The organism is Leifsonia sp. Y878 (genome assembly GCF_057669685.1).
The window spans coordinates 165,239-188,721 of the sequence record NZ_JBYHFS010000005.1; the positions used below are offsets into that span (position 1 = coordinate 165,239).

General features: G+C 64.9%; 26 protein-coding genes. 10 read left to right on the top strand and 16 right to left on the bottom strand.

Annotated features, from left to right (window positions below):
- Window positions 1-27: 27 nt before the first annotated feature.
- The 4 genes from AC25Y4_RS15920 to AC25Y4_RS15935 form a co-directional block, all read right to left on the bottom strand.
- Window positions 28-762: a glucose 1-dehydrogenase gene (locus tag AC25Y4_RS15920; RefSeq protein ID WP_488121412.1), complete on the bottom strand. Its 735-nt coding sequence runs from the start codon at window positions 760-762 to the stop codon at window positions 28-30.
- A 100-nt stretch (window positions 763-862) separates the two neighbouring features.
- Window positions 863-1,900 (bottom strand): NADPH:quinone oxidoreductase family protein, encoded by a 1,038-nt coding sequence (locus AC25Y4_RS15925; RefSeq protein ID WP_488121413.1) that lies wholly within the window; start codon window positions 1,898-1,900, stop codon window positions 863-865.
- The gene (locus tag AC25Y4_RS15930; protein ID WP_488121414.1) at window positions 1,893-2,477 is read right to left on the bottom strand and encodes a TetR/AcrR family transcriptional regulator; all 585 of its coding nucleotides are present in this window, start codon (window positions 2,475-2,477) and stop codon (window positions 1,893-1,895) included. The genes AC25Y4_RS15925 and AC25Y4_RS15930 overlap by 8 nt, the downstream gene beginning before the upstream one ends.
- An 11-nt stretch (window positions 2,478-2,488) precedes the next feature.
- Complete coding sequence (locus AC25Y4_RS15935) at window positions 2,489-3,229, bottom strand: SDR family oxidoreductase (protein ID WP_488121415.1); 741 nt, start codon at window positions 3,227-3,229, stop codon at window positions 2,489-2,491.
- 178 nt (window positions 3,230-3,407) lie between these two features.
- Here AC25Y4_RS15935 and arfB point away from each other — a divergent pair, with 178 nt between their 5' ends.
- On the top strand, window positions 3,408-3,830 hold the full coding sequence (arfB, locus tag AC25Y4_RS15940; RefSeq protein WP_488121416.1) for an alternative ribosome rescue aminoacyl-tRNA hydrolase ArfB: 423 nt from the start codon (window positions 3,408-3,410) through the stop codon (window positions 3,828-3,830).
- A 173-nt stretch (window positions 3,831-4,003) separates the two neighbouring features.
- On the opposite strand, the gene AC25Y4_RS15945 is transcribed toward arfB, so the two are convergent.
- On the bottom strand, window positions 4,004-4,441 hold the full coding sequence (locus AC25Y4_RS15945) for a hypothetical protein (protein ID WP_488121417.1): 438 nt from the start codon (window positions 4,439-4,441) through the stop codon (window positions 4,004-4,006).
- A gap of 99 nt (window positions 4,442-4,540) precedes the next feature.
- On the opposite strand from AC25Y4_RS15945, the gene AC25Y4_RS15950 reads away from it, so the two are divergent.
- Together AC25Y4_RS15950 and AC25Y4_RS15955 are read left to right on the top strand one after the other, a co-directional pair.
- On the top strand, window positions 4,541-5,482 hold the full coding sequence (locus tag AC25Y4_RS15950; RefSeq protein ID WP_488121418.1) for a pseudouridine synthase: 942 nt from the start codon (window positions 4,541-4,543) through the stop codon (window positions 5,480-5,482).
- 84 nt (window positions 5,483-5,566) lie between these two features.
- Window positions 5,567-6,085 carry a MarR family winged helix-turn-helix transcriptional regulator gene (locus tag AC25Y4_RS15955; RefSeq protein ID WP_488121419.1) on the top strand — a complete coding sequence of 173 codons (519 nt, stop codon included), beginning with the start codon at window positions 5,567-5,569 and terminating at the stop codon, window positions 6,083-6,085.
- Between the two features lie 11 nt (window positions 6,086-6,096).
- Here the strand turns inward: AC25Y4_RS15955 and AC25Y4_RS15960 are convergent, their stop codons facing one another.
- On the bottom strand, window positions 6,097-7,095 hold the full coding sequence (locus tag AC25Y4_RS15960) for a LacI family DNA-binding transcriptional regulator (protein WP_488121420.1): 999 nt from the start codon (window positions 7,093-7,095) through the stop codon (window positions 6,097-6,099).
- A gap of 229 nt (window positions 7,096-7,324) precedes the next feature.
- On the opposite strand from AC25Y4_RS15960, the gene AC25Y4_RS15965 reads away from it, so the two are divergent.
- From AC25Y4_RS15965 to AC25Y4_RS15980, 4 genes are read left to right on the top strand one after another with little or no spacing between them, the layout of a single operon-like run.
- Window positions 7,325-8,629 carry an ABC transporter substrate-binding protein gene (locus AC25Y4_RS15965; protein WP_488121475.1) on the top strand — a complete coding sequence of 435 codons (1,305 nt, stop codon included), beginning with the start codon at window positions 7,325-7,327 and terminating at the stop codon, window positions 8,627-8,629.
- Between the two features lie 10 nt (window positions 8,630-8,639).
- Window positions 8,640-9,653 (top strand): carbohydrate ABC transporter permease, encoded by a 1,014-nt coding sequence (locus AC25Y4_RS15970; RefSeq protein WP_488121421.1) that lies wholly within the window; start codon window positions 8,640-8,642, stop codon window positions 9,651-9,653.
- The gene (locus AC25Y4_RS15975; RefSeq protein ID WP_488121422.1) at window positions 9,650-10,519 is read left to right on the top strand and encodes a carbohydrate ABC transporter permease; all 870 of its coding nucleotides are present in this window, start codon (window positions 9,650-9,652) and stop codon (window positions 10,517-10,519) included. The genes AC25Y4_RS15970 and AC25Y4_RS15975 overlap by 4 nt, the downstream gene beginning before the upstream one ends.
- Before the next feature lie 57 nt (window positions 10,520-10,576).
- Window positions 10,577-12,922: a beta-xylosidase/alpha-l-arabinosidase gene (locus AC25Y4_RS15980; protein WP_488121423.1), complete on the top strand. Its 2,346-nt coding sequence runs from the start codon at window positions 10,577-10,579 to the stop codon at window positions 12,920-12,922.
- A gap of 57 nt (window positions 12,923-12,979) precedes the next feature.
- Here AC25Y4_RS15980 and AC25Y4_RS15985 read toward each other — a convergent pair whose 3' ends face one another.
- From AC25Y4_RS15985 to AC25Y4_RS16000, 4 genes are all read right to left on the bottom strand, one after another.
- Window positions 12,980-14,449: an MFS transporter gene (locus AC25Y4_RS15985; RefSeq protein ID WP_488121424.1), complete on the bottom strand. Its 1,470-nt coding sequence runs from the start codon at window positions 14,447-14,449 to the stop codon at window positions 12,980-12,982.
- On the bottom strand, window positions 14,449-15,051 hold the full coding sequence (locus AC25Y4_RS15990; RefSeq protein WP_488121425.1) for an SRPBCC domain-containing protein: 603 nt from the start codon (window positions 15,049-15,051) through the stop codon (window positions 14,449-14,451). The genes AC25Y4_RS15985 and AC25Y4_RS15990 overlap by 1 nt, the downstream gene beginning before the upstream one ends.
- A complete protein-coding gene (locus AC25Y4_RS15995; RefSeq protein ID WP_488121426.1) occupies window positions 15,048-15,368 on the bottom strand; it encodes an ArsR/SmtB family transcription factor in 321 nt (106 codons plus the stop codon). The genes AC25Y4_RS15990 and AC25Y4_RS15995 overlap by 4 nt, the downstream gene beginning before the upstream one ends.
- 71 nt (window positions 15,369-15,439) lie before the next feature.
- Window positions 15,440-15,910 carry a MarR family winged helix-turn-helix transcriptional regulator gene (locus AC25Y4_RS16000; RefSeq protein WP_488121427.1) on the bottom strand — a complete coding sequence of 157 codons (471 nt, stop codon included), beginning with the start codon at window positions 15,908-15,910 and terminating at the stop codon, window positions 15,440-15,442.
- A gap of 168 nt (window positions 15,911-16,078) precedes the next feature.
- Here AC25Y4_RS16000 and AC25Y4_RS16005 point away from each other — a divergent pair, with 168 nt between their 5' ends.
- Window positions 16,079-16,447: a DoxX family protein gene (locus AC25Y4_RS16005; RefSeq protein ID WP_488121428.1), complete on the top strand. Its 369-nt coding sequence runs from the start codon at window positions 16,079-16,081 to the stop codon at window positions 16,445-16,447.
- Between the two features lie 48 nt (window positions 16,448-16,495).
- Here AC25Y4_RS16005 and AC25Y4_RS16010 read toward each other — a convergent pair whose 3' ends face one another.
- Both AC25Y4_RS16010 and AC25Y4_RS16015 read right to left on the bottom strand, forming a co-directional pair.
- Window positions 16,496-16,930 carry a nuclear transport factor 2 family protein gene (locus AC25Y4_RS16010; protein WP_488121429.1) on the bottom strand — a complete coding sequence of 145 codons (435 nt, stop codon included), beginning with the start codon at window positions 16,928-16,930 and terminating at the stop codon, window positions 16,496-16,498.
- A gap of 116 nt (window positions 16,931-17,046) precedes the next feature.
- Entirely contained in the window at window positions 17,047-17,601 is a 555-nt protein-coding gene (locus AC25Y4_RS16015; protein WP_488121430.1) for an acyl-CoA-like ligand-binding transcription factor, read from the bottom strand.
- 8 nt (window positions 17,602-17,609) lie between these two features.
- On the opposite strand from AC25Y4_RS16015, the gene AC25Y4_RS16020 reads away from it, so the two are divergent.
- Both AC25Y4_RS16020 and AC25Y4_RS16025 read left to right on the top strand, forming a co-directional pair.
- Window positions 17,610-19,382 (top strand): FAD-binding protein, encoded by a 1,773-nt coding sequence (locus AC25Y4_RS16020; protein WP_488121431.1) that lies wholly within the window; start codon window positions 17,610-17,612, stop codon window positions 19,380-19,382.
- A 111-nt stretch (window positions 19,383-19,493) separates the two neighbouring features.
- Window positions 19,494-20,498 (top strand): zinc-binding alcohol dehydrogenase family protein, encoded by a 1,005-nt coding sequence (locus AC25Y4_RS16025; RefSeq protein ID WP_488121432.1) that lies wholly within the window; start codon window positions 19,494-19,496, stop codon window positions 20,496-20,498.
- Between the two features lie 18 nt (window positions 20,499-20,516).
- On the opposite strand, the gene AC25Y4_RS16030 is transcribed toward AC25Y4_RS16025, so the two are convergent.
- The 4 genes from AC25Y4_RS16030 to AC25Y4_RS16045 form a co-directional block, all read right to left on the bottom strand.
- The gene (locus AC25Y4_RS16030; protein ID WP_488121433.1) at window positions 20,517-20,819 is read right to left on the bottom strand and encodes a DUF5652 family protein; all 303 of its coding nucleotides are present in this window, start codon (window positions 20,817-20,819) and stop codon (window positions 20,517-20,519) included.
- A gap of 97 nt (window positions 20,820-20,916) precedes the next feature.
- The gene (locus AC25Y4_RS16035; protein ID WP_488121434.1) at window positions 20,917-22,143 is read right to left on the bottom strand and encodes an RNA polymerase sigma factor; all 1,227 of its coding nucleotides are present in this window, start codon (window positions 22,141-22,143) and stop codon (window positions 20,917-20,919) included.
- A gap of 42 nt (window positions 22,144-22,185) precedes the next feature.
- Complete coding sequence (locus AC25Y4_RS16040; protein ID WP_488121435.1) at window positions 22,186-22,611, bottom strand: YciI family protein; 426 nt, start codon at window positions 22,609-22,611, stop codon at window positions 22,186-22,188.
- 154 nt (window positions 22,612-22,765) lie between these two features.
- Window positions 22,766-23,398, bottom strand: coding sequence for a TetR/AcrR family transcriptional regulator (locus AC25Y4_RS16045; RefSeq protein ID WP_488121436.1), 633 nt, complete (start codon window positions 23,396-23,398; stop codon window positions 22,766-22,768).
- Window positions 23,399-23,483: the final 85 nt, after the last annotated feature.

Here is a 23,483-nt window from a genome sequence, read left to right on the forward strand (position 1 = left end):
GCACTCATCCGCTGTCTGGAGAGTCCGCTAGCGGTGGGCGATGGCGGTGGTCATGCCGCCGTCGACTACGAACTCAGCGCCCGTCGTGTATGCGGAGGCATCGCTCGCCAAAAATACGACGGTACCGGCGACATCCTCAGGCAGGGCAGGTCGACCGAGCGGAATGGAGAGCGCCTCTGGGTCGATGCGCGTCGTCATATCGGTGAGGATGAGACCCGGATGCACCGAGTTCACACGAATGCCGGCCGGCCCGAGCTCGACGGCGAGTGACTTGGTGAGCCCTCGTACCCCGAACTTTGACGCGGTATAGCCATGCAGGCTCGGGCTGCCCCGCAACCCTTCCACCGATGAGACATTGATGATCGAGCCAGCCGATTGGCTTTTCATGGTGGGCACGACTGCCCGGCAGCCCAGGAACGTTCCCGTGAGGTTGACCGCGATTACGGCATCCCATTTGGCTGTCGTGTAGTGCTCGATCGGGGCGGCGTTGGCGATACCGGCGTTGTTGACGAGCACATCGAGCGACCCAAATGCCTCGATCGAGCGATCGACGACGCGCGTCCAATCCTCCTCGTTCGTGACATCGAGCTGTTCGAAGATCACGTCGTCACCGAGCTCGGCAGCCAGAGCCGCACCCTCATCCACGAGCACATCGGCGACGACTATGCGGGCACCGGCGGCGTGCAGTGCGCGCACGTAGGCTGCGCCGAGCCCGCGGGCCCCGCCGGTTACGACAGCGACCCGGCCTTCGAGATTCGTCACGGTGGCTCCTTATAGAGGTGTCGGTGTGGATTGGTCGAAAGTGTTCGGTCGAAAGTGTTCAGTCGAAAAAAGTCAGTCGAAAAAAGTCAGTCGAAAATCGTCAGTCGAAACGGATGACGAGACGTCCGACTGTCTGACCGCCGGCCAGTTCCTGGATCGCAGCAGGCGCATCGTCAAAGCCGACGATGCCGCCGACGAGTGGTGTGATCGCACCCGCGTCGGCGAGTCGAACCAGCGCATCGTGTGCCTCGCGTACGAGCTCGGGACGGCGCTGTTGGTAGAGAGCCCAGTGCAGGCCCAACACGCCATAGTTCTTGACGAGTGCATGGTTCGCCTTGACCGCTGGAATCGCGCCACCGGCGAATCCGACCACCACGATGCGCCCCTCAAAGGCGATGCACTTGGTTGATCGCTCGAAGCTCTCACCGCCGACCGGGTCGAAGACTACGTCGGCGCCCCGGCCGCCTGTCGCCTCGTTGACTCGAGCGACAAAGTCCTCTTCGCCGCGAACGACAACGATCTCGGCGCCGGCCGCCCGCGCGGATTCAGCTTTGGCGGCGCTACCCACCACGCCGATCACGCGTGCCCCTGCCGCCACCCCGAGCTGCACGGCCGCACTGCCGACGCCGCCGGCTGCTGCGTGCACGAGCAGGGTTTCGCCAGGCTGTAGCGCTGCCCGTCTATGCAATCCGAACCACGCCGTCTGGTAGGCGATCGTGAGCCCGGCGGCCTGCACGTCGTCGAGGTTCGCGGGCGCGCGATGCACGGCGGCTGCAGGCAGCGCGGCGTACTCGGCGAGCACCCCGATGGCTGAGCCGACTACACGGTCGCCGACCACGAGCCCGGTGGTGTCATCATCCGTTCCCTGGCCCAGGGCGACGATCTCGCCGCAGAGCTCAATGCCGGGGCTGAAGGGAATCTCAGGACGCACCTGGTATTCGCCGCGCGCAAGCAGCACGTCGGGAAAATTCACGGCCACGGCGCGCGTGCGCACGAGCACTTCGCCTGCCGCAGGCGCCGGCACCGGCACCTCATGCAACTCAAGGACCTCTGCGGGCTCGCCGTGGCGGACAACTCGCCACGCCCGCATCCGCTCTGGGATGAGCGGCACTGGGACAAGCTGCTCGGGGCTAAGCATGAGTCGCCGCAATGCTCACGAGGAAGAGATCGCTGAGCTGCTGCGCCACGAGAGTTTTGCTCTCTGGGCCCTCCGGCGAATACCACTGCGACAGGTAGTGCACGTCGCTGAAGAAATGGGCGATAAGCACGGGGCGCGGAATGTCGGTGCGGTAGACGCCCTCGGCCTGCCCCTGTTCGACGAGCGTGCTGAACACGTCGTTGTACGCGCGGCGGCGGCGAGTGACCTCGTGCTGCCTGGGCTGCGAGAGCATGTTCATGCTGCGGAAGAAGACGGTTCCTTCCGGCAAGAAGTCGATCGAGGTCTCGATGACGTCGATGCAGGCGGCGCGCAGCACCTCGTCGACGGGCCCGCCGCGGGCGATGATCTCGTCGAGGTTGGCCTGCTGCAGCGTGAGAATACGCTCGTAGATCGCGAACAAGAGGTCGTCTTTTGACTGGAAGTAGTGGTACATCGCGCCCTTGGTGACGCCGGCGGTCTCGACCACCTGCTGCACGCTGGTGTTGGCGTAGCCGTGAGCCGCGAACAGCTCAACGGCGGCCTTGGTGATGTCGTCTACGACACTGGTTTCTCTCATGCGTGTTTCCTTTATCCAATTGGGCGGATGCTGCCGCCACCGTCGATCACGAGGCACTGGCCGGTGATCCAGCCCGCGTCCTCCGAGAGCAAGAACGCCACGGGACCCGCGACGTCGTCGGGCACGCCGAGGCGTCCGAGCGGGTACTCGGCAGCGACGGCGGCCTCCTTGCCCTCGTAGAGCGCGCGGGCGAAGTCTGTCTTGATCACGGCCGGAGCGACCGCGTTGACCCGAATTGTCGGGGCAAGTTCGTAGGCGAGCTGGGTGGTCAGGTTGATGAGCGCCGCTTTCGAGACGCCATAGAAGGCGATTCCCGGACTCGCGGACAGGGCTGAGATCGAAGCGAGGTTGACGACCGAACGGCTGAGGCCGACGGCCACCGCGTCCCTGGTCCACTCGAGGGCGGCGACCACGTTGACCTCGAGAATCTTGCGCACAATGGATACGTCGATCTCAAGCACCGGGCCAAACGCCGGATTGATGCCGGCGTTGTTGACGAGGTGGTCGAGGCGATTGTGACGCGCGATGATGTGGGCGAAGACCGCGGCACGGTGCGCCGCGTCATCGGCTTTTCCGGCCACCGCGCTGGCGTGCTCGCTGCCGAGCTCGGCAATGGCGGCGTCCAGGGAGTCTTGATTTCGCCCCGTGATGACAACGTGTGCCCCTTCGGCGACGAGGCGGCGGGCGATGGCGAGGCCGATGCCGCGGCTGCCGCCTGTGATCAGGGCGACCCTGCCCTCAAATCTCTGCATTGACTCCCCTTCGAGTTCGCTGCACTCTCGCAGACCGACCAGCCGGTATGTTCCTTTGACAGTACACCACGGGCTTTCGTTTTGCCGACATCATCGAAGATCGGAGTCCGAAGTCGCGCGGCACGCAGTCCGACGTTCTGTGGTGTCGGTCAAGTCCAGTCCATGCCACGCTTGATGCATGGATCTGGAGGTGTCGCCCGCGCTCACCATTCCTGCGTCTGAGCTCGACTGGCGGTTCTCGCGTTCCTCAGGGCCTGGCGGCCAGCACGTCAACACGTCAGACAGCCGCGTCGAACTCTCCTGGAACGTCGCCGACTCCTCGGTGCTCTCTGCAGGTCAGCGGATGCTGCTGCTCACCCGCCTCGCACACCGTCTCAACGCCGGGGTGGTCACCATCACCGCGTCGGAGCGGCGCTCGCAGCTGCGCAATCGCGAGATCGCGCTGGCCAAGCTTGCCGACCTGGTCAGCGCCGGCCTCGCGCCCGATGCGCCCAAGCGCCGTCCGACCAAGCCCACCAAGGGATCACAGCGGCGGCGGCTGGCGGCCAAGGGCCAGCGCTCGGAGACGAAGCAACAACGGAAGCGGCCGCCGGCCGACTAATAACCCTCGAGAGTCGCCTCTCAACCCTCGGGAGTCGCCTCTCAACCCTCGGGAGTCGCCCCTCAACCCTCGAGAGTCGCCGTTCGTACCGAGAGTCGCCGTTGGAACGGCGACTCTCGGCAGTACCGGCGATTCTCGGCGACTCTCGGCGGTCGAAACTGTCCGGGCGCCGTCTAGCGTCGGGTGCGTCGTCGCTGTGCTGCCACCAGCAGCCAGATCCCCACGCCCACCTGCACCACACCCACCAGCACGATGCTCATCCACACGACATCGAAAAAGGCGGGTATGAGAGGGTTCCGAACCTCGCCGACTGGCTCCGCTTGCGGCGATCCGGACAGCGCGGACGACACGGCGCCGCCAACGAGCACCAGGGCGAGGACCGCGATCGGGATGAGCGTCGCGATCCACTTGTCGGCACGCGTCCAGACCCGGGAGAACCAGACCATGACCAGGCCGGCAACGACGCCGACAACGGGAAGGATCGCGCCGCCCAGCATGACCAGGAGCGCAGCAATAATCTCGTACCACCCGTTGTCATTCGCCGCCGACACTTCCGATGGAGCGCCATCGGTTGCGGCGCGTGCGTCTGCGTTGGTTCTCTGGTCAGGCACGGGCATCGTCCTTACGTGCGGAGAGCATGGGCTCGAGGGTGCCGATGCTAGCAGCTCAGGGCTGCGCCGCCCTGCTGCTGAGTCACGTACGATCGTGTGATGCCCCCACGCTCTCCGCTGCCGCAACGAAATGGGCTGGATGCCGCGTGGCTGCGTACTCCAGACCGTGACAGCGCAGAGCCCCTGCCGTGGCCACACATTGGTGGCTGGTTGCACGAGCGCTTGTCGGAACACATCGACGTGCCGGCCTTCCTCACGCAGGAACGCATCGTCTACGAGTCGGGTGAACCGGTTGGCTGGCACGACGCCTATCAGCCGCACACCTTCGTCTGGTTTCATCGCGATTTGTCGGCGGAGGAGGTTGTGCCCGGGCGCATCCACGTGGTCCATCGAGATGACCGGATCGTCGTCATCGACAAGCCCCCGTTCCTCTCGACCATTCCGCGAGGCAAGCACGTGCAGCAAAGTGTTGTGGTGCGCCTCCGCGCGGAGCTGGGCCTGCCAGAACTCTCGCCGCTCCACCGACTCGACCGCGTGACATCCGGTCTACTTGTGCTGGCGACGGAACGGCGTTGGCGGGGGGAGTACCAGACGATGTTCCAGCGCGGCGAGATGAGCAAAACGTATCGCGCGCTGGCACCGAACCGGCCAGAGCTGGAGCAGCCGGTCACCGTTCGCAACCACCTCATCAAGCACCGCGGTCAGCTGCAGGCCGAGGTTGACCCCGATGCTCCGGCCAATTCAGAATCGCTGATCGAGCGCGAGCTCGTCATAGGCGACTCGGCCATTTATCGGCTGACGCCCCGAACCGGCCGCACCCACCAGCTTCGGATGCACATGCTGGGTCTTGGCGCGCCTATCACCGGCGATCCGTTGTACCCCATCATTCGCGGGGTGGCCGTTGACGATTTCTCCACCCCGCTGCAGCTGCTGGCGAGCGAACTGACATTCACCGATCCCATCGATGGCGGGGAGCGACGTTTCACCAGCGTGCGCCAACTTCCTCTGAAGGCCGAGAGCGAGCCGAGAGCTGATAGCTGACAGCTGAGCCGCCGTTCAGCGCAAAACCCGGATATCTCACGGGTAAAGCTTCTCTTAAACACCGCGCGAACTATGCTTAATTGCGTGACCATCGATGGGCGCCAGAGCAGCGACTTCATCAGTCGCCTGCGGGCGAGCTGGGAGCGCACGCTGCCCGATCTCGATACGACGCCGATGGAATTCGTGGGGCGCATTGACCGGATCAGCGCCCAGTCTTCCCAGCAGCTGGCTCGAGTGTTGGCGCCGAGCGGGGTGTCACGGTCGGAATTCGACGTATTGTGCGCTCTGGCCCGAAGTGAACATGCGCTGCGCGCCAGCGAAGTCACCGCGCAGACCATGCTGAGCGGTGCGGCGACGACCAAGCTGACAGCACGGCTGGAAAGCGCCGGGTTGATCGTTCGACAACGAACCGAGCGTGACGGCCGTGTCGTGATGCTGGAGCTGACAGAGCGGGGCCGGCAGCTCGTGGAAGTGGAGATCCTGCGTTGCTTTGAGCAGAGTCGTCGACTATTGGCTGGTCTCGACGACGACGAACAGGCGACCCTGGCCGCACTCCTGCGCAAGATTTCGGACAACGCGGAACGCGAACAGATCGTCAGTTAAGAGTGTCACGATCATCGCGGTGGTGCCGTCGTTGAACGGCGAACCAACCCGGTGGGGAGCCGGACATGGTTCTGCGCCAGCGACTCTCCGTTCAGGAGGGTGACGAGCATGCTCGCGGCGGTGGCGCCGAGCTTCTTCATGGGCTGACGAATCGTCGTAAGCGCCGGGTGCATCTGCGATGCCTCTGGAATGTCATCGAACCCGATGACCGACAGGTCGCCTGGCACCTCAAGTCCGAGTTCGGCAGCAACCTGGATGATGGCGATCGCTGAGAGGTCATTCGCGGCGAACACCGCGGTAGGGCGGTCGGCCATCGACAGCAGTGAAGCGGCTGGCGCCTTGGCCGACTCGCGCTCGTAGCGTCCGACCCTGGTGAGTGCAGGGTTGAACGGAATGTGGGCATCGGCAAGTGCCTGGCGATAACCGGCCTCGCGGAGTCCCGCCGAACGCAGGTCTGGGCGACCCGCGAGGAAGCCGATTCGCCGATGCCCTAGCTCGATGAGGTATCTCGTGGCTTGCAGCGCCCCACCGAAGCTGTCGGATTCCACGGTGGGCAGATCAGCCCGCCCAGTATGGGGATCAATGGCGACAACCGGAATCTCAGACGATGCTGTGTCAACCGTCGGCGTCACCATGATCGCGCCGTCGATCAGCGTGCCACTCAGTCGACTGAGCGACCGCCGCTCCCAGCCATTGGTCTCGTTCTGGCGGGAGCCGCTATAGGCGAGCAGGTCGTAGCGGGAATCCTGCAGGGCGGCGCCGACGCCCTTCAGGATCTCAGCGCTGAATGGCTCAAAATCGGCCACCAGGATGCCGATGACTCCCGTTCTCCTGGCGCGCATGCTGCTGGCGACGAGGCTCGACTCGTAACCCAGCTCCTGCACGACATCGAGCACCCGCTGGGCTGTCGCACTTGAGATTCCGTAGCGACCGTTGACGGCCTTCGACACCGTCGCGACTGAGACGCCGGCAGCGGCGGCAACGTCATGGATGGTGGGGCGGGGCGTCATGGCCTCAGCATAGGGGCATGGAAACTGTTTTCGAAAACGTTTGACACAACTTTTTTCGACTGTGACACTGATGCCTAATTCGAGTCTGGGAGCATGGCTTCACGGAGCGTCTCCTCGGCCTGAAACAGCAGCACCGCCCTTCGGGGCACACTCCCCTCGGGGCACAGCCCCACACCCACCTCGGCACCCGATGGTGTTCCTCAATGAAGAGAAAAGGTTGAACCACATGATGTTGAACCGCACGAAGGCGAAGAAGATCTTCGCAGGTTCCACGGTCCTGGTCCTTGGCACGCTGGGGCTCTCTGCCTGCAGCGCTGACGGCTCAGGAGACTCGTCCTCCGGCGGCGACGTGACAATGAGCCTCTGGCACAACTCCAGCACCGGCCCCGGCCAGGACTTCTGGGAAAAGACTGTCGCGGACTTCGAATCCGACAATCCCGGAGTGACGATCAAGATCCAGCCCATCCAGAACGAAGACCTCGACGGCAAGCTCCAGACGGCTCTCAACTCCGGCGACGCGCCCGATATCTTCCTGCAGCGCGGTGGCGGCAAGATGGCCGCCATGGTCAAGGCCGGCCAGCTGATGGACATCACCGATGGCTTGTCAGACCAGGTCAAGGAGGAGATCCCCGAGGGGTCGTTCATCGCCAACAGCCTCGACGACAAGGTCTATGCGATGCCGGTCTCCGTGCTCCCTGGCGGACTCTTCTACAGCCAGGATCTGTTCACCGCAGCGGGAATCACCGAGACGCCCACAACAATCGATGACCTCGATGTGGCCGTGGAGAAGCTCAAGGGCACTGGCGTTGCGCCAATCGCTCTGGGTGCCAAGGATGCATGGCCCGCCGCGCATTGGTACTACTTCTTCGCCCTCCGCGAGTGCAGCCCAGACGTACTGGCCGAGGCGGCAGACACGATGACGTTCACCGACGACTGCTGGATCAGGGCCGGCGAAGACCTGCAGAAGTTCGCGGACACCGAACCGTTCAACCAGGGCTTCCTGACCACCGCAGCCCAGCAGGGTGCCGGCAGCTCGGCCGGTCTCGTAGCCAACCACCAGGCCGCCATGGAGCTGATGGGCGCATGGAACCCTGGCGTGATCGCGTCCTTGACGCCAGACGCCCAGCCGCTGGCTGACCTCGCCTGGTTCCCGTTCCCCGAGATTGACGGCGGCGATGGTGAGCCCGGCTCGATCCTCGGCGGTGTCGATGGCTACTCCTGCTCGGTGGATGCACCGAAAGAGTGCGTCGACTTCCTCAACTACATCGGCAGCGCCGACGTGCAGAAGGCGTACTACGCAGCCTTCAATGCGCCTCCCGTGAACACCGTGGCTCAGGAAGCCGTCACGGAGCCGTACCTGAAGCAGATCATCGAGGCATACAACAAGGCCCCGTACGTCTCCCAGTGGCTTGACACGGTCTACGGACAGAACGTCGGAAACGCGCTGAACGTCGGAGTTGTCGACCTGCTGGCCGGCAAGGGCAGCCCTGAGCAGCTCATCCAGGCGGTCAACGACGCGGCCAAGAAGGCCTAGGCGTCGCGATATGTCACTTCGCGAGAATACATCGACGCGACCAGTGGTGGATCTCGCGAAAGGCGGGGATGTGGGCACTGTGCCCGCGTCCCCGCCCGTGCGGCGTCGCGGACGAATCACGTGGGGAGCCAAAGCCGAGATTGCCGTCCTGGTCGGACCGGCGCTCGTGGTCTTCCTCGCCTTCGTCATCTTCCCTGTCGTCATGGCCGCCTACTACGGGTTCTTCAGCTGGCAGGGCTACGGACCGCCGACAGACTTCATCGGGTTCAAGAACTACGTCACGATCTTCCAGGACCCGACGTTCCAGGATGCTCTCACCCACAACGGGATCATCGTTGTGCTGTCGATTGTGCTTCAGGGGCCGGTCGCCATCCTCCTTGCCCTGCTTCTGAACCGGAAGCTGCGCGGGCAGTCCATCATCCGCGTGCTCATCTTCGTGCCATACGTCATCTCAGAGGTTGTCGTCGGCACCGGCTGGAGCCTGATGCTGCAGACCAACGGCGCGGTCAACGGATTTCTGGAGAAGATCGGCCTTGGCAGTTTTCAACAGGACTGGTTGTCGAATCCCGACATCGCGATCTGGACGTTGATGCTGATCCTCACCTGGAAGTACGTCGGCTTCGCCGTGATTCTCTTCCTCGCCGGCCTGCAGGGGATCCCGGAGGAGCTCCCCGAAGCGGCCGCGATCGACGGGGCGAGTTTCTGGCAGGTGCAGCGGCACATCACGCTGCCGTTGCTGGCGCCCACGCTTCGCATCTGGGCGTTCCTCTCGATCATCGGGGCGCTGCAGCTGTTCGACCTCGTCTACATCATTTGGGGCCAGTACATTGCCTCGACCGCTGGCACATCCACCATGGCGACCTATCTCGTCGCCAACGGTCGGAATGCCGGCAACTACGGCTATGGAAACGCCGTCGCCGTTGTGCTCTTCCTGATCTCGCTCGTCGTTGCCCTGATCTATCAGCGTTTCGTGCTGCGCAGAGACACCGAAGGCGCCATCACCGGAAAAGGAAAAAGCACATGACCGCCCTACAGACCGTGCCGGCCAGCACGATGCTGCCACTCAAGGCGCCACGCCGTTGGGGCACTCCCGTCACCTACGTCGTCGCCGTCGTGGTCGTCGGGTTGATGCTGGCCCCTGTGCTGTTCATCATCATCGGCGGATTCCGCACGAACTCTGAGATCACCGTCGACCCGTCAGGGTTGCCATCGGTGTGGCACATTGGCAACTATCTCGACGTACTCACCGGCGGGCTCTTTTGGCGCTTGGTCGGGAACTCACTCATCACCGGACTCGCCACGACATTCGGTGTCGTGTTGCTCGGCCTGATGGCCAGTTACGTGCTCGCCAGGTACTCATTCAAGGGCCGCGGCGTGATCTATGCGATGTTCGCCGCCGGGCTGATGTTCCCGATGACCGTGGCCATCACCCCGCTGTATCTGGTGATCAAGAACCTGGGACTCATGAACTCGCTGGGCGGTGTCATCCTGCCGCAAATCGCGTTCGCGCTGCCCACGACGATCATCATCCTGGTGCCTTTCCTGCGCGCCATCCCCGACGAGATCCAGGAAGCGGCATTCATTGACGGATGCAGCAGACTCGGCTTCTTCTGGCGCATGATCGTGCCGCTCGCCATGCCCGGCGTCATCACAGTGGGAATCCTGGCGTTTATCGCCAGCTGGAACAGCTACCTGCTCCCGCTCTTCATCCTGAACAACGATGCGGTGTTCACGCTGCCCCTCGGCGTGCAGTCCTTCGCCTCGCAGTACTCGGTGGATACCGCGAAAGTGCTGGCGTTCACCTCCCTGTCCATGATCCCGGCGCTGGTGTTCTTCGCGCTGTTCGAACGCCGCATCGTCGGCGGCCTGACCGGAGCGGTCAAGGGCTGATCTGCCCGCCGCGAATCCGTCAGCTCCTGATTTTTTTCGAAGTAGAGAGAGAACGTTGTGACCAACCCAGAATTGCCCCCGGTCTCCGACCGCGTCCGTGACCTGCATGCCCGGATGACCCTGGAGGAGAAACTCGCCCAACTCGTCGGGTACTGGGTCGACCAGGGCGGAGAGGTCGTCGCACCCCTGTCGGGGGAGATGGCGTCATCCACCCGGTATGACGAAGCCACCGTCCATGGCCTGGGCCACCTCACCAGGGTCTACGGCACTCGTCCGGTCGACCCCGTGGAGCGGGCAGGCTGGCTGTGGGCGGAGCAGCGCCGTCTCACGGAGACGACTCGCCTCGGCATCCCGGCCATCGTGCACGAGGAATGCCTCACCGGGCTTGCCGCGTGGAAGGCGGCCACCTTCCCGACGCCGTTGGCGTGGGGCGCTGCGTTCAACCCAGACCTCGTCCAAGAGATGGGGCAGTTGATCGGGCAGTCCATGAAGGAACTCGGCATCCATCAGGGACTCGCGCCCGTGCTCGATGTCATTCGCGATCCGCGCTGGGGGCGAGTGGATGAGTGCATCGCCGAAGACCCCTATGTCGTCGGCACGATCGGTACCGCCTACGTCACCGGGCTCCAGGCAGCCGGTGTCCACGCAACCCTGAAGCATTTCGTGGGCTATTCGGCCTCCCAGGCCGGCCGAAACCACGCGCCGGTGCATGCCGGCAGACGCGAGATCAACGATGTCTTCCTGCCGCCGTTCGAGATGGCGGTGATCGACGGTGGCGTGCGGTCGGTGATGAATTCATACTCCGAAATTGATGGGGCACCGGTCGGCGCGACTCCGGAATACCTCACTGAGATTCTCCGCGAGCAGTGGCGGTTCGACGGCGTCGTCGTCTCCGACTACTTCTCCGTTGTGTTCCTGCACCTGATGCACGCCGTCGCCCGTGACAGGGGCGAAGCGGCGGAGCTGGCTATTCGCGCCGGGATCGACGTCGAACTCCCAACGGGAGACGCCTTCGTCACGCCCCTTCTCGAGCGGATACGGGCCGGAGTGGCTGCTGAGTCGCTCATCGATCCCGCTGTGCTGCGCGTGCTGGCACAAAAGGAGGATCTCGGACTCCTCGATGAAACGTTCGCCACACCGCCGACCTCGATTGACCTGGACTCCCCAGAACACCGCAGGGTGGCGCGCCACCTGGCGGAAGAATCCCTGATTCTGCTCACCAACGACGGGCTGCTGCCGTTGCGGGATGCCGATGGGCGGGCTCCTGGCCGGGTCGCGGTGATCGGTCCGAACGCCGATTCAACCGAGGCGCTGATGGGCTGCTACTCGTTCGTGAATCACGTGCTGGCCCACCACCCCGGTGTGCCGGCTGAGCTCGACATGCCCACGGTGCTTGACGCCATCCGTGAAGAACTCCCGGGCGCCGACGTGGTGTTCGCAGCGGGTTGCGATGTGGAAGGGGATGACGCCTCCGCCATCGCCACTGCCGTCGAAGCGGCTCGCGGCGCAGAGGTCGCCGTTGTCGTTGTCGGCGACCGTGCCGGACTCTTCGGCCGCGGCACCATGGGCGAGGGCAACGACGTGGAGAGCCTCGAGCTTCCCGGCATCCAGCGCGCACTGGTGGAAGCCGTCGTGGCCAGCGGCACGCCTGTCGTCATGGTGGTCATGTCTGGCCGTCCGTACGCCATTGGCTGGGCCGTCGACGGACCGAACCCGCCGGCCGCGGTGCTGCAGGCCTTCTTCCCCGGCGAAGAGGGCGGCGGTGCGATCGCATCGATTCTCGCTGGCACCGTCTCGCCCAGCGGGCACCTGCCCGTGACGCTACCGAGGTCCGCAGGGGCGCAGCCGTTCACCTACCTCCACCCGATCCTCGGCGGACCGTCCGACGTGACGAGCGTCGACAACACGCCGGTACTGCCGTTCGGGCACGGCCTGACCTACACGACATTCGAGAGAACGAATTTGGATGCCGACACCAAGGTCACCGCTGGCGACACGTTCTCGGCGAGCGTGCGCATCCGCAACACCGGTGAGCGTGCAGGGACCGACCTCGTGCAGCTCTATGCGCGTGACGTGCACGCCAGCGTGACGCGACCCGTTGCCCAGCTTCTCGGCTACCACCGAGTCGACCTGGCGCCGGGGGAGGAGGCTGTCGTGCGTTTCCAGGTTCCGACGGCGCGACTGGCGTTCACCGGGCTGCGTTTCGACCGCATCGTCGAGCCGGGCATTGTCGAGCTGTGGGTTGGCCCGTCGTGCGCAGAGAAGGAGACGGAAGCGGAGATCAGCATCACGGGCGGCGTGCATCGCGTGACAGGTGCCGACGAACGCTATGTGCTGAGCGATGTTATTGAGCGGGTCACCGCGCCGGACTTCGCGGGCGAGGTGGCCACGGCACGCGCATAAGCCCATAGTGGTCGGCAGGTTTCCGGGCCGGTCGGGCGAACGCTGCGGTGGCTGCGGCTAGCCATGATCGACGTCAGTGTGCCCTGCCGGATCCCTCACGAGAACCGCGGCCGCCACACCTGCAACGGCCATGCCAGCCGCCGCGATACCCAGCGCGAGACCGAAGCCGGCGAGTGCAGCGTCGACGGATGGTGTGCCCACAGCGACATCCGCCGCGTGCCGAACCGCAATACTGACCAGAATCGCGAGGCCGAGGGCGCCGCCGGCGTGGGTCATGGTGGCCTGCACACCCGATCCGAGTCCAGCATCCCGTTCATGGACGCCCGTCAGCGCAGTGGTGGTCATGCTGGGCAGGAGCAGGCCCTGCCCGAGGCCGACCACCGCCATGCTGGGTGCGACCTGCCACCAGTAGGCCGCGTCTGGGGCCAACAGGGCAACGGTCAGGCCCAGCCCGAGCGCGGTGACGGCGCACCCCGCTACGAGAACGACACGTAGGCCCACCTTGGGAATCAGGGCAGATCCGAGTGCGAGTCCTGCGCCTATGGCGATGCCGATCGGAAGATAGGCGAGCCCGGCGATGAGTGGTGTGTAGTGCAGGATTTGCTGCACGTAGAGGCTCAGGATGAAGAGGAAGGTGGTGAAGGCCGCGGCGTTCACGAGCGTGACGGCGTTGGCGGTCAGCCGAGTGCGGCTCGCGAAGAATGTGAGCGGTATCAGCGGATCGCGACTTCGCGCTTCGATGACGAACATCAATGCGAAGAGCAGCGCTCCGCCTATCAGGGGGATGAAGACCTGTGGGTCGGTCCATGCTTCCTCTGCGGCCTGCAACAACCCGAAGATGACACCGGCGAGCCCAACCGTTCCGGCGAGCACGCCGACGAACTCCGGCCTGGACGCGCGCGGCATCCTGCTTTCCGACAGCAGGCGAGGGCTGATCACGAGAACCGCGATGACCACCGGCAGTGCGATGAGGAACACGAACCGCCAGCTCAGCACATCGGTCAGCACCCCAGAAATGACAGTGCCGGTCACGCCCCCGATGCCAGCCAGTGCACCCCAGATGCCGATCGCCTTGGCGCGCTCCCCGGTCTCAGGGAACAACACGACAATGAGGGCCAATGCAGCTGGTGCAGCAATGGCGTCGCCCACCCCCTGGATGACACGGCCGACAAGGAGGACCCACCCGGCTGGCGCGAGGCCGGCGAGAGCTGAGCCCACGGAGAAGACGGACACTCCGATGAGAAACATCCTGCGCCGCCCGGCGAGGTCGGCGATCCGACCGGCGAGGAGCAGCAGTCCTCCAGCGGTAAGCGCGTATGCATCGACGACCCAGACCAGATTCGCGGGTCCGAGGTTGAGATCAGCGCCGATGCGCGGCAATGCGATGTTGACCACCGTGAGGTCGACAACCAGGAGGAATTGCATAGCCGCCAGCACCCCAAGGGCTCGCCATCGCCGCGGATCGACGGTGGTTGTCGGGACGCGACCGGGAGCTGTTACCCCCGGGAGTTCTTCGGGGGATGGCATCAGTGGCCTCCTTGTCCTCGGCCTTCGCGCAGGGTGTGTCCTGTTTCCAGAAGGCTCTTCAGTTCGTTCAGCATGAGCGGATGTCCGCCCCCGGCACCCAGGTGCTCCAGCTCCCCGCTGACGACGGCGGCCAGCCGCGGAGCACCGCGGAGTTCGTGTGTGACGGTCAGGCGGGAGCGGGCATCGGTGAGGCGCTCGATCTCGTACCTGACCTCGGTCGGCGGTTCAGCGGCGGTATCGGGAGCGACGAGAAATCGCAGCCTCGTTGCCAGGAGTCGGGGAGGATCGTAGGCCGTGACAACGCCCTCGATGATGATGTCTGGCGCCGGAACCGTGCCGCCGGCGCCGTCTTCGGCCTCGGTGGCAACCAGCAGGTTCGGTGGTTTCTCGACCTGATAGCGCCCGCCTACCCGCGGCTCGACGAACGCACGACCGCCGTACCCGTAACGGACCGTCCAGCCGGGGTCCGTGATCGCCTCCCAAATGCGCTCTGGGGTGGCGGCAATGTCAATCTGGTAGATCTGTGTGGTGCCGCGACGGTTGGCCGCGGCCAGATGCTCGTCGCGCAGGCGCGGTGCGACAACAGGAAACTCGTCAGTCATGATTCGTCCTCCAACTCGCTCTTCAGCCCGGTGAGCGCCCCCACGCGCTCGGCCGTGTACTTGTCGATCCACCGGTCGTGGATGAGCCTGATAGGCACGGGGTTCAGGTAGTGCAGCTTCTCGCGTCCCAGGCGTTCACTGACGACCAGACCGGCCTCTTCGAGCACCTTGAGGTGCTTCATGACGCCGAACCGGGTCATCTCTGTGTGCTCATTGACGAGTTCGCCCAGGGTTTGCCCTCCGCGAGAGAACAGCGAGTCGAGCAAGGCGCGACGGGTCTCGTCGGCGAGTGCCTTGAACACCAATCCATCGCTCATGCCGCGACTTTATGTGACCAAAAAGTCACCTGTCAAGGGTGTCGCGCTACGGCGCTACGGCGTTGCGGCGCTCAGCCGGGGCAGGCTGCCGCGCCGAGCCGCCGGTGCGGATCGAGCTTCTCGATGATCGGTTCCAGGGCGCTGGCAAGTGCCGTGAGCTGGTCGGGCGTGAGGTCGTCGATCACGAGCCGGCGAACGTGCGCGATGTGACCTGGCGTGGCGAGCACGAGCGCCTTCCGGCCGGCGGTGGTCAGGTGCACGTTGATCGCACGCCCGTCGCTTTCGCAGGGGTTTCGTTCAACGAGCCCACGTGACTCCAGCCGGGTGACCACTTTGGAGAGCCGGGGGAGCGTCGAGTTGGACGCTGTGGCCAGCTCCGTGAGTCGCAACACGTTGTGCGGCGCGTTTTTGAGCAGGCTGAGCGCCATGAACTCAAAATGGGTCTGACCAGAATCGGCCTGTAGATGTGCGTCCAAGGCTGCAGGGAGCAGCTCGATGGCGCCCACCAAAGCGAGCCACGCACGTGACTCGCTCGCATCCATTCGTGGAACTTGATACCCCATCACTCGATTGTATCTGCGTAGCTGCGAATTGGTTGCCGCGACAACAAAAGTTGTGGTCTACTTGTTGCCGCGGCAACAAGATGTCGAGCCGCTCCCCTCAATTCATCCCCACCCATGCCGCGTCCGCGGCGTCACCCTGGAGTACTCATGCTTATTGCGCTATGGATCATCAACGCACTTCTCGCCCTCGCGTTTGTCGGCGCCGGAGCGATGAAGGTCGCCAGCCCGAAGCCGAAGCTTGCGGCATCCGGAATGGGCTGGACCGATGATTTCGGCGGGTCAAGCATCAAGCTGATCGGTGCAGCTGAGGTGGTCGGTGGGCTGGGCTTGATCCTTCCGCTGGTAACCGGCGTCGCGACGGCGCTGGCCCCGATCGCCGCCGTGTGCCTGGCTATCGTGATGGTGGGCGCGGTCGTGGTGCACGCCCGTCGCCACGAGCCCGTCACCATTGCGTTGGTGCTTGCGCTGCTGTCGATTGTGAGCGCTGTGCTCGGCTTCCTCGTGGTGGCGTCCTGACGCGCGGTTGGTGATGCGGTCCGCTTCGAGGGCTCCGAGGGCGTTGGCTCACATGCCCGGCGGCAGGCCAGGCGAGTTCTGGATCCAGCGGTTGTCCTCGTAGAGTTCGCGGCTCCGCCAGCCATCGCTCGTGCGCACCAGCTTGTGCCGGTAGTAACCTCCGGCCGCGCTGAACTCCTCGCGCCACGCTGCGCGGAAGGGGTTCCAGAACAGCGCAATCGCCTCGGCTTCGTCGCCGTCCACGGTGATTTCGATGTTCGTGATGTAGTGGTGCGCGCCCTCGATGTGGGCGAAGGAGGCCTCCAGCCACTGGCCGACGGCCTCACGGTCTCCCGTGGGGCCGTGGGCTGAGCTGTAGTCAAGCTGCGCGTCATCGGTGAAGACTGTGCGCCAGAGTGCCCAGTCCTTCGAGTCGATTCCCCTGGCGTAGCGGTAGAGAAGATCGGTGATGCCTGCGCGATCAGTCAGTTCTCGAGTGTCCATGATGGGCATGCTAGAGCCGAAGTATTATGGCGCGCAATGACATAATTCTGTCGACCCAGCACGGCCGCTCGTCGGCTGGGGCTCAGCTGGGGCTCAGTTTGGGGCCCAGCTGGGGCTCAGTTGGGCGTGCGCGCATCCGCATCGAGCGCGCGTAAAGCCCTGGCCACCACATCGGCCGGTTGGCCGGCATCCTCATGCGTCGCCCACCAGGCGAGTGCGGCCATCGTCGCGCTCTGCACCGCGGCGGCAATGGCCAGCGGGATCACGTCGTCAGCGCTCAGCCCGAGTCGCGCGGCGGCGAATTCAACGAGATCATCCTGCCAGCGTCGGAACGCCTCTGACTTGGCCGCCTGCAGCGCGGGCGTCGTGGCGATGAGTCGCATGCGCTCGCGTCCGGCGACATCCTCCGCCTGGCCGTCGGAGAACGACCCGACAATGGCTGTCCCGATCGCGGCAATCACAGACGGATGCTCGCTGGCCGCAGCCAGGTTGGCGCTTAGCCGGGTGAACGTATCGTCGAGGGCTCCCCAGACGAGGTCGGACTTGGTGGGGAAGTGGCGGTGCAGGGTGCGGAGGCTCACGCCGATCTCGGCCGCCACCTGGCCCATCGTGACGTCGGCGTAGCCGTCGCGAGCGATCACGTCGAGCGCGCGGCGCTGCAACTCTGCCATGTCGTGCAGTGGAGGTCGCCCCCGCCGTACCGTCTCACCCGCCATCCGCCCAGATTAGCGCTCTTGCTCACGAGGGGAATTTAGGCATAGTCTGTCAAAAATACGCCGGTGCTCAGGACGACCACCGGTTGTTTACTACGACAAGGAGGTCGGCCGTGGCCCACATTCAGACATTCGACGTGATCGTCGTCGGCTACGGCATCGCAGGTGCCGCAGCGGCGATCGAAGCAGCCGACAACGGAGCGCGGGTTCTCGTGCTCGACCGTGGGTACGGCGGTGGAGCCAGCGCGCTCTCCGGCGGCGTCGTATATGCCGGTGGTGGCACGGCCCAGCAGCAGGAGGCCGGGTACAGCGATACCCCAGAGAACCTCTACAACTACCTGGTGCAGGAGGTCGGGGACGCGGTTGATGAGGCGACCCTGCGCCGCTTCTGTGCCGAGAGCCCCGGAATGATCACCTGGCTCGAACAGCAGGGCGCCGAATTCGCCAGCTCTGTCGCCCCGTATAAAACGTCGTACCCGACGGACGACTACTACCTGTACTACTCGGGCAATGAGAAGGCGTATCCCTACAACCTGACGGCGGAACCGGCACCCCGCGGCCACCGCGCAGTGGCCAAGGGTCTCGCCTCAGGCAAGGTGTTGTGGAACCACTTGCGGGCATCCGCTGCACAGAAGGGCGTCACCTTCGTTCCGATCGCCCAGGTGAGCGATCTCGTGATGGACGGCGAGCGCGTGGTCGGCGTGCGCTACCGTGCACTGGACCAGAGCCACCCGAACGCTGCCAAGCACGCAAAGCTCACCAAGAGCAGCGCCAAGCTCGGCAACTGGGCGCCCGACCTTGTCGCCGGAACAGTGAAGAAGATCGAGCGCCTGTGGAACGAGGGCGCTGTGGAGTTCGAGGCACGCGCCAGCGCTGTCATCCTCTCTGCTGGGGGTTTCATCTACAACCGCGAGATGGTCAAGGAACACGCGCCGATCTTCGAGAAGATCTCCCCGCTCGGCACGCCGGCCGACGACGGCTGGGCCATCAAAACGGGGCTCGCGGCCGGCGGCACCGTCTCGCACATGGGGAACGTCACGGCGTGGCGCTTCCTCTCTCCGCCGTCCGCATTCATCGAAGGGGTCACCGTCGGCATGAACGGCAAGCGGATCATCAACGAAGACCTCTACGGAGCCACGCAGGGCAACGTGTTGATGCGTGAATTCGGCGGAAGCGGCTGGGCTGTCTACGACGCTGACAACTGGCGCAAGGCCCTGAAGCAGGTGAAGAGCCAGGCGCAGATCTTCCAGAAGCTGCAGGTGTTCTACCTGGCCACCCTCGGCCACAAAAAGGCCGGAACGCTCGAATCGCTCGCCAAGAAGATGGGCGTCGATGCGGGGGGCCTCCGCCGAACGGTCGACGCATACAACGCCGGTCTTGCCTCCGGCGCCGGCGACCCAGCGCACAAGGCAGCGGATGTCTGCCACCCGGTACGCAAAGCGCCGTTCTACGCATTCAACATCTCGGTGGTGAACGCGCCATTCTTCCCGATCCCCGGCCTCACCCTCGGTGGGCTGCAGGTTGACGGCCAGAGCGGGGAAGTACTGCACCGCGACGGGGGAGTGATCTCCGGCCTCTACGCCGCGGGACGCACAGCCGTCGGCGTGTGCTCCAACAGCTACCTGTCCGGGCTCTCGCTGGCTGACGGTATCTTCGCTGGGCGCCGTGCTGGCGCGCACGCGGCCGCGGTGATCAGTGCCGCGTCGCGGGGTGCGCACGGGGACACTGCACAGGGGTAGGGCGTCGGCAGCGCCCGACCGCGTGTGAACACATTTCCACGTAGCGGATGAATACTGCGCGTATTCGGTGTTGACTTTCTGGAGGGCTGCCTGTCACGAGGGAGGTCGACAATGCCAGACACCATGCACGCCTGGGCGGCAGGCGACAACGCAGGAACCATCGAACGAGTGGAGCGAGCCCTGCCGGTGCCCGCCGCCGACGAAGTGCTCGTGCAGGTCACGGTGTGCGGCATCTGCCGGACCGACCTGCATGTGATTGACCATGACATTCCGGTGCACCTCCCTGGGGTGATACCCGGCCACCAGGTGATCGGCACGGTCATCGACACCGGTGAGCGGGTGACACAGCTGAGTCGCGGCGACGTGGTCGGCATCGCCTGGCTGCGTCGCACCTGTGGGGTGTGCGAGTGGTGCCGGTCGGGCAGAGAAAACCTCTGCCCGCGCTCCGAGTACACCGGCTGGGATGCTGATGGCGGTTTCGCTGAGTTCGCCACGGTTCCGGAGGGGTACGCCTACCGGTTGCCCGCCGACGCCGATCCCTACGAGACCGCCCCGTTGCTGTGCGCAGGGATCATCGGGTTTCGGGCACTCATGCGGGCGAATCTGCCACCGGGCGGCATCCTCGGCATCTACGGCTTCGGGTCGAGCGCCCACGTCACCGCGCAGCTCGCCATGGCGTCGGGGGCGCGTGTCTTCGCGATGACCCGCGGCGCGCAGAACCAGAAGCTGGCCACCGAGCTCGGCGTGGCCTTCGTCGGTGGTGAAGCGGATGCCCCGCCTGAGCCGCTTGACTCGGCAATCGTCTTCGCCCCGGCCGGCGGGCTCGTGCCTGTGGCGCTCGCGGCGACCAAAGCCGGCGGCACCGTCGCGCTCGCCGGAATCCACATGTCAGATGTTCCGCCGTTGGACTACTCGTCGACGCTCTTCCACGAACGCGACCTGCGCACCGTGACAGCGAATACTCGGGCTGACGGCATCCGCTTTCTGCAGGTCGCGCACAATCTGAAGCTGTCCCCGAGCGTCACGCGGATACCGTTCGATGGCCTCGATTCAGCGCTGTCCGACCTGCGGGCTGGGCATGCATCAGGGTCGATGGTGCTGACCGTCGCTGGGTGAATCGGGCGGCGCCGTGGATCAGATCTCGTAGCTGTTTGTGAGTTGCGGTGACTCGCCGGTGCCAGCGAGAATCTTCCGCTCTGTGCGTTCCGCGCGACGCCGTGCGCCGTTGACGCCGAAGAGATAGATGGCGTCGAGGACGCCCAGCGTGTTGGAGAGCAGGAGCACACCAAACCACGGCTTGCTGCCGTTCTTCGCAGCGCGCCACAGCGAGGCGGACTTCCAGGCCAGGGTCCACACCACGGCGACGCCCAATGCGGCTCGTGCGTTGGGGCCCGGCGCAAAATGCTGCTGGCGTCGCGATTTCGAGTGGTTTGTCATCTCACATCCAATCGGTTGGGTGTCGCCACCCTACCGCCGAAGTCAGCGCTCAGGTAGCTCAGCTCGTCGCGACAGGGCGTGTGACGACGGCGGTGAGCTAGAGCGCCGCAGCCTTCGCGAGAAGCACGTCGCGCTGCCGATCATTGGCCGCCATCCCTGCGGCGGTCAAGAGCTCCGACTTCGCCTCCGTGGCGCGCCCGAGCTGGGCGAGCAGCTCGCCCCTGACGCTCGGCAACAGGTAAGAACCGCGCAGTGCGCCGGCGGCGGAGAGTGTGTCGACGATGCGCAGTGCACTCGCTGGTCCTGTTGCCATCGACACTGCGACAGCGCGATTGAGCTCCACCATGGGGCTCGGTGCGAGCCGGCCGAGCGCCTCATAGAGCAGCACGATGCGCTCCCAATCCGTGTCGGCAACGCTGGGCGCCACGGCATGGCATTCGGCGATGGCGGCCTGCAGCCCGTAGCTGCCGCGGCCCCGGCCGACAGCATCCGCGCGCTCGAGTTCGGCTCGCCCTCGCGCGATCTGGATGTGATCCCAGCGGGAACGATCCTGGTCGGCCAGCAGTACCGAGGACCCGTCGCGGGCAGTTCTGGCCGCGAAACGCGAGGCCTGAAACTCCATGAGCGCGACGAGGCCATGCACCTCAGCTTCCTTCGACATCAACCCGGCGAGTATTCGTCCGAGCCGCAGCGCCTCGTTCGCCAGGTCTGTGCGGATCAATCGGTCACCGGATGTCGCAGCGTAGCCCTCAGTGAAGATTAGGTACACGACGCCGAGCACGGCCCCCAGGCGTGCTGGCCATTCGTTCGGATCCGGGGCCTCGAACGGCACCTTCGCCGCGGCCAGGGTCTTCTTGGCTCGTACGATGCGTTGCTGCACCGTGGCCACCGGCACGAAGAGCATGCGTGCGATCTCTTCCGTGGTCAGCCCGCCGACCACCCGGAGGGTCAGCGCCACCTGCGCCTCCCGCGAGAGCGCGGGGTGACAGGCGGTGAAGACGAGGCGCAGCACGTCATCGTCGATGGGCTCCCACTCGTCGTCGCCGGCCTCCTCCAGATCGCGGGCCAGTGCGTGATAGCGGTCGTCGAGCCGACCGCGGCGCCGCCACACGTCGATGGCCTTTCGCTTGGCGACAGCCGTGAGCCAGGCGCCCGCATTGCGCGGAACACCGGACTGCGGCCACTGGGCGAGCGCGTCGACGATCGCGTCCTGTGCGAGGTCTTCTGCGAGGCCGATATCGCGCGTCAGCGCAGCGAGGGTGGCGATAATGCGTGCACCCTCGATGCGCCAGACGGCGTCGACCGCACGGCGGATATCGGTCATGAGATCACAGCCCTGGCGGGAATGCGGACTCGGGGTTGGCTGCTAGTGCTGCCCGAGTTCTTCGCGCCAGCCTTCTTCTTTCTTGACGTACTCGTTGTCGGCGAACTCCTCGAAGTCGCTCATATCGGTGACACGGCGCACCTCCAGCTTGGCGCCGGGACCAAGCGGGCACCTGCTCGCCCACTCTGCGGCTTCTTCCTTGCTGGCCACCTGGATCATCCAAAAGCCATTGAACAGCTCGTGGACCTCACCGTATGGACCATCGGTGACGAGGGGTGGGTCGGTCGAAAAGTCCACAACGAATGCGTCGCTGAGGTCATCGGACAGGCCCTCTCCGCCGAGCAGCACGCCCGCCTTCATGAGGGACTCGTTGTACGTGCCCATGGAATTCAGGAGTTCCTCGATGTCGGCCTGCTCGTAGGCCTTCTTGCCGGCTTCGGTCGCTCGCATGATCAGCATGTACTTCATGGTCTGCTCCTTCATCTGCGGAGGTCGCGGTCTGCGTCCTTCTACTATGACGTCGAACGAGAGCTGACGGAATCGACATCCGTTCACACGTTTCTGCGATTCTCGAGGAGGGCAGCGAGCGGATGCCGCGAGCCTCGCGAATTGCCTGCCGGAACTATTCGGGCCGAAGGCCCACCGCAGGAATCAGGACGCCGTCGATGAGGGAGATGAGGAAGGCCCTGTCGATGGGCTTCCGAAGAATCAGCGTGCGGTACGCCGCCATCGACGGCGTGATGAGCGACAGCGTGTCGATGTCGCAGTCCGCCGAGATCTCTCCGCGATCGATGGCGCGCTGCATCAGCACGCGGTTCGCCGCCGCGCGGGGTTCGACGATCGCCGCGTTGGCAGCATCCGCGAGTTCCGGGGCGCGGGAGAGCATCGACATCAGCCCCGCCATGATCTGAAGCTTCTTCTCGCCATCTTCAATGGAATGTGGCTTGATCATGGCGAGCAGGTCGCCGCGCAGTGTGCCGGTGTCTGGCAGACGAGAGTCGTCGAGGTCGGCTTTCTTCATGCAGGCGACGGCATCGATGACGAGTTCGGCCTTTGAGGGCCAGCGGCGGTAGAGCGTGGCTTTGCCTGCCTTCGCGCGAGCGGCAACCATATCGATGGTCATGCCGTCGTAGCCGGTTTCGGCGAGGATGGCCAAGGCGGCATCCAAAATATCGGGGTCGCGCGTGTGGTCCCGCTTGCGGCCAAGCTTCACGGGCTGGGCTGCCTGGCCGTCGTTGAGTTCGAGCTGCGTCATTGCGCCGATCTCCATTTCTATGTTGCCGAATTTATTCCGCTATTCTGCCCGAATTGCCTGAACGTAGATTCAGGAACTAGGTATA

What these genes read in the sequence shown, in the direction of transcription:
- AC25Y4_RS16010 (WP_488121429.1), bottom strand. Translation starts at nt 16,930, where the DNA reads ATGGACACTCGAGAACTGACTGATCGCGCAGGCATCACCGATCTTCTC.
- AC25Y4_RS15975 (WP_488121422.1), top strand. Translation starts at nt 9,650, where the DNA reads ATGACCGCCCTACAGACCGTGCCGGCCAGCACGATGCTGCCACTCAAG.
- AC25Y4_RS16005 (WP_488121428.1), top strand. Translation starts at nt 16,079, where the DNA reads ATGCTTATTGCGCTATGGATCATCAACGCACTTCTCGCCCTCGCGTTT.
- AC25Y4_RS15965 (WP_488121475.1), top strand. Translation starts at nt 7,325, where the DNA reads ATGTTGAACCGCACGAAGGCGAAGAAGATCTTCGCAGGTTCCACGGTC.
- AC25Y4_RS16030 (WP_488121433.1), bottom strand. Translation starts at nt 20,819, where the DNA reads ATGACAAACCACTCGAAATCGCGACGCCAGCAGCATTTTGCGCCGGGC.
- AC25Y4_RS16040 (WP_488121435.1), bottom strand. Translation starts at nt 22,611, where the DNA reads ATGAAGTACATGCTGATCATGCGAGCGACCGAAGCCGGCAAGAAGGCC.
- AC25Y4_RS16000 (WP_488121427.1), bottom strand. Translation starts at nt 15,910, where the DNA reads ATGGATGCGAGCGAGTCACGTGCGTGGCTCGCTTTGGTGGGCGCCATC.
- AC25Y4_RS15925 (WP_488121413.1), bottom strand. Translation starts at nt 1,900, where the DNA reads ATGCTTAGCCCCGAGCAGCTTGTCCCAGTGCCGCTCATCCCAGAGCGG.
- AC25Y4_RS16015 (WP_488121430.1), bottom strand. Translation starts at nt 17,601, where the DNA reads ATGGCAGAGTTGCAGCGCCGCGCGCTCGACGTGATCGCTCGCGACGGC.
- AC25Y4_RS15995 (WP_488121426.1), bottom strand. Translation starts at nt 15,368, where the DNA reads ATGAGCGATGGATTGGTGTTCAAGGCACTCGCCGACGAGACCCGTCGC.
- AC25Y4_RS16045 (WP_488121436.1), bottom strand. Translation starts at nt 23,398, where the DNA reads ATGACGCAGCTCGAACTCAACGACGGCCAGGCAGCCCAGCCCGTGAAG.
- AC25Y4_RS16035 (WP_488121434.1), bottom strand. Translation starts at nt 22,143, where the DNA reads ATGACCGATATCCGCCGTGCGGTCGACGCCGTCTGGCGCATCGAGGGT.
- AC25Y4_RS15950 (WP_488121418.1), top strand. Translation starts at nt 4,541, where the DNA reads ATGCCCCCACGCTCTCCGCTGCCGCAACGAAATGGGCTGGATGCCGCG.
- AC25Y4_RS15960 (WP_488121420.1), bottom strand. Translation starts at nt 7,095, where the DNA reads ATGACGCCCCGCCCCACCATCCATGACGTTGCCGCCGCTGCCGGCGTC.
- AC25Y4_RS15990 (WP_488121425.1), bottom strand. Translation starts at nt 15,051, where the DNA reads ATGACTGACGAGTTTCCTGTTGTCGCACCGCGCCTGCGCGACGAGCAT.
- AC25Y4_RS15970 (WP_488121421.1), top strand. Translation starts at nt 8,640, where the DNA reads ATGTCACTTCGCGAGAATACATCGACGCGACCAGTGGTGGATCTCGCG.
- AC25Y4_RS15985 (WP_488121424.1), bottom strand. Translation starts at nt 14,449, where the DNA reads ATGCCATCCCCCGAAGAACTCCCGGGGGTAACAGCTCCCGGTCGCGTC.
- AC25Y4_RS16025 (WP_488121432.1), top strand. Translation starts at nt 19,494, where the DNA reads ATGCCAGACACCATGCACGCCTGGGCGGCAGGCGACAACGCAGGAACC.
- AC25Y4_RS15935 (WP_488121415.1), bottom strand. Translation starts at nt 3,229, where the DNA reads ATGCAGAGATTTGAGGGCAGGGTCGCCCTGATCACAGGCGGCAGCCGC.
- AC25Y4_RS15930 (WP_488121414.1), bottom strand. Translation starts at nt 2,477, where the DNA reads ATGAGAGAAACCAGTGTCGTAGACGACATCACCAAGGCCGCCGTTGAG.
- arfB (WP_488121416.1), top strand. Translation starts at nt 3,408, where the DNA reads ATGGATCTGGAGGTGTCGCCCGCGCTCACCATTCCTGCGTCTGAGCTC.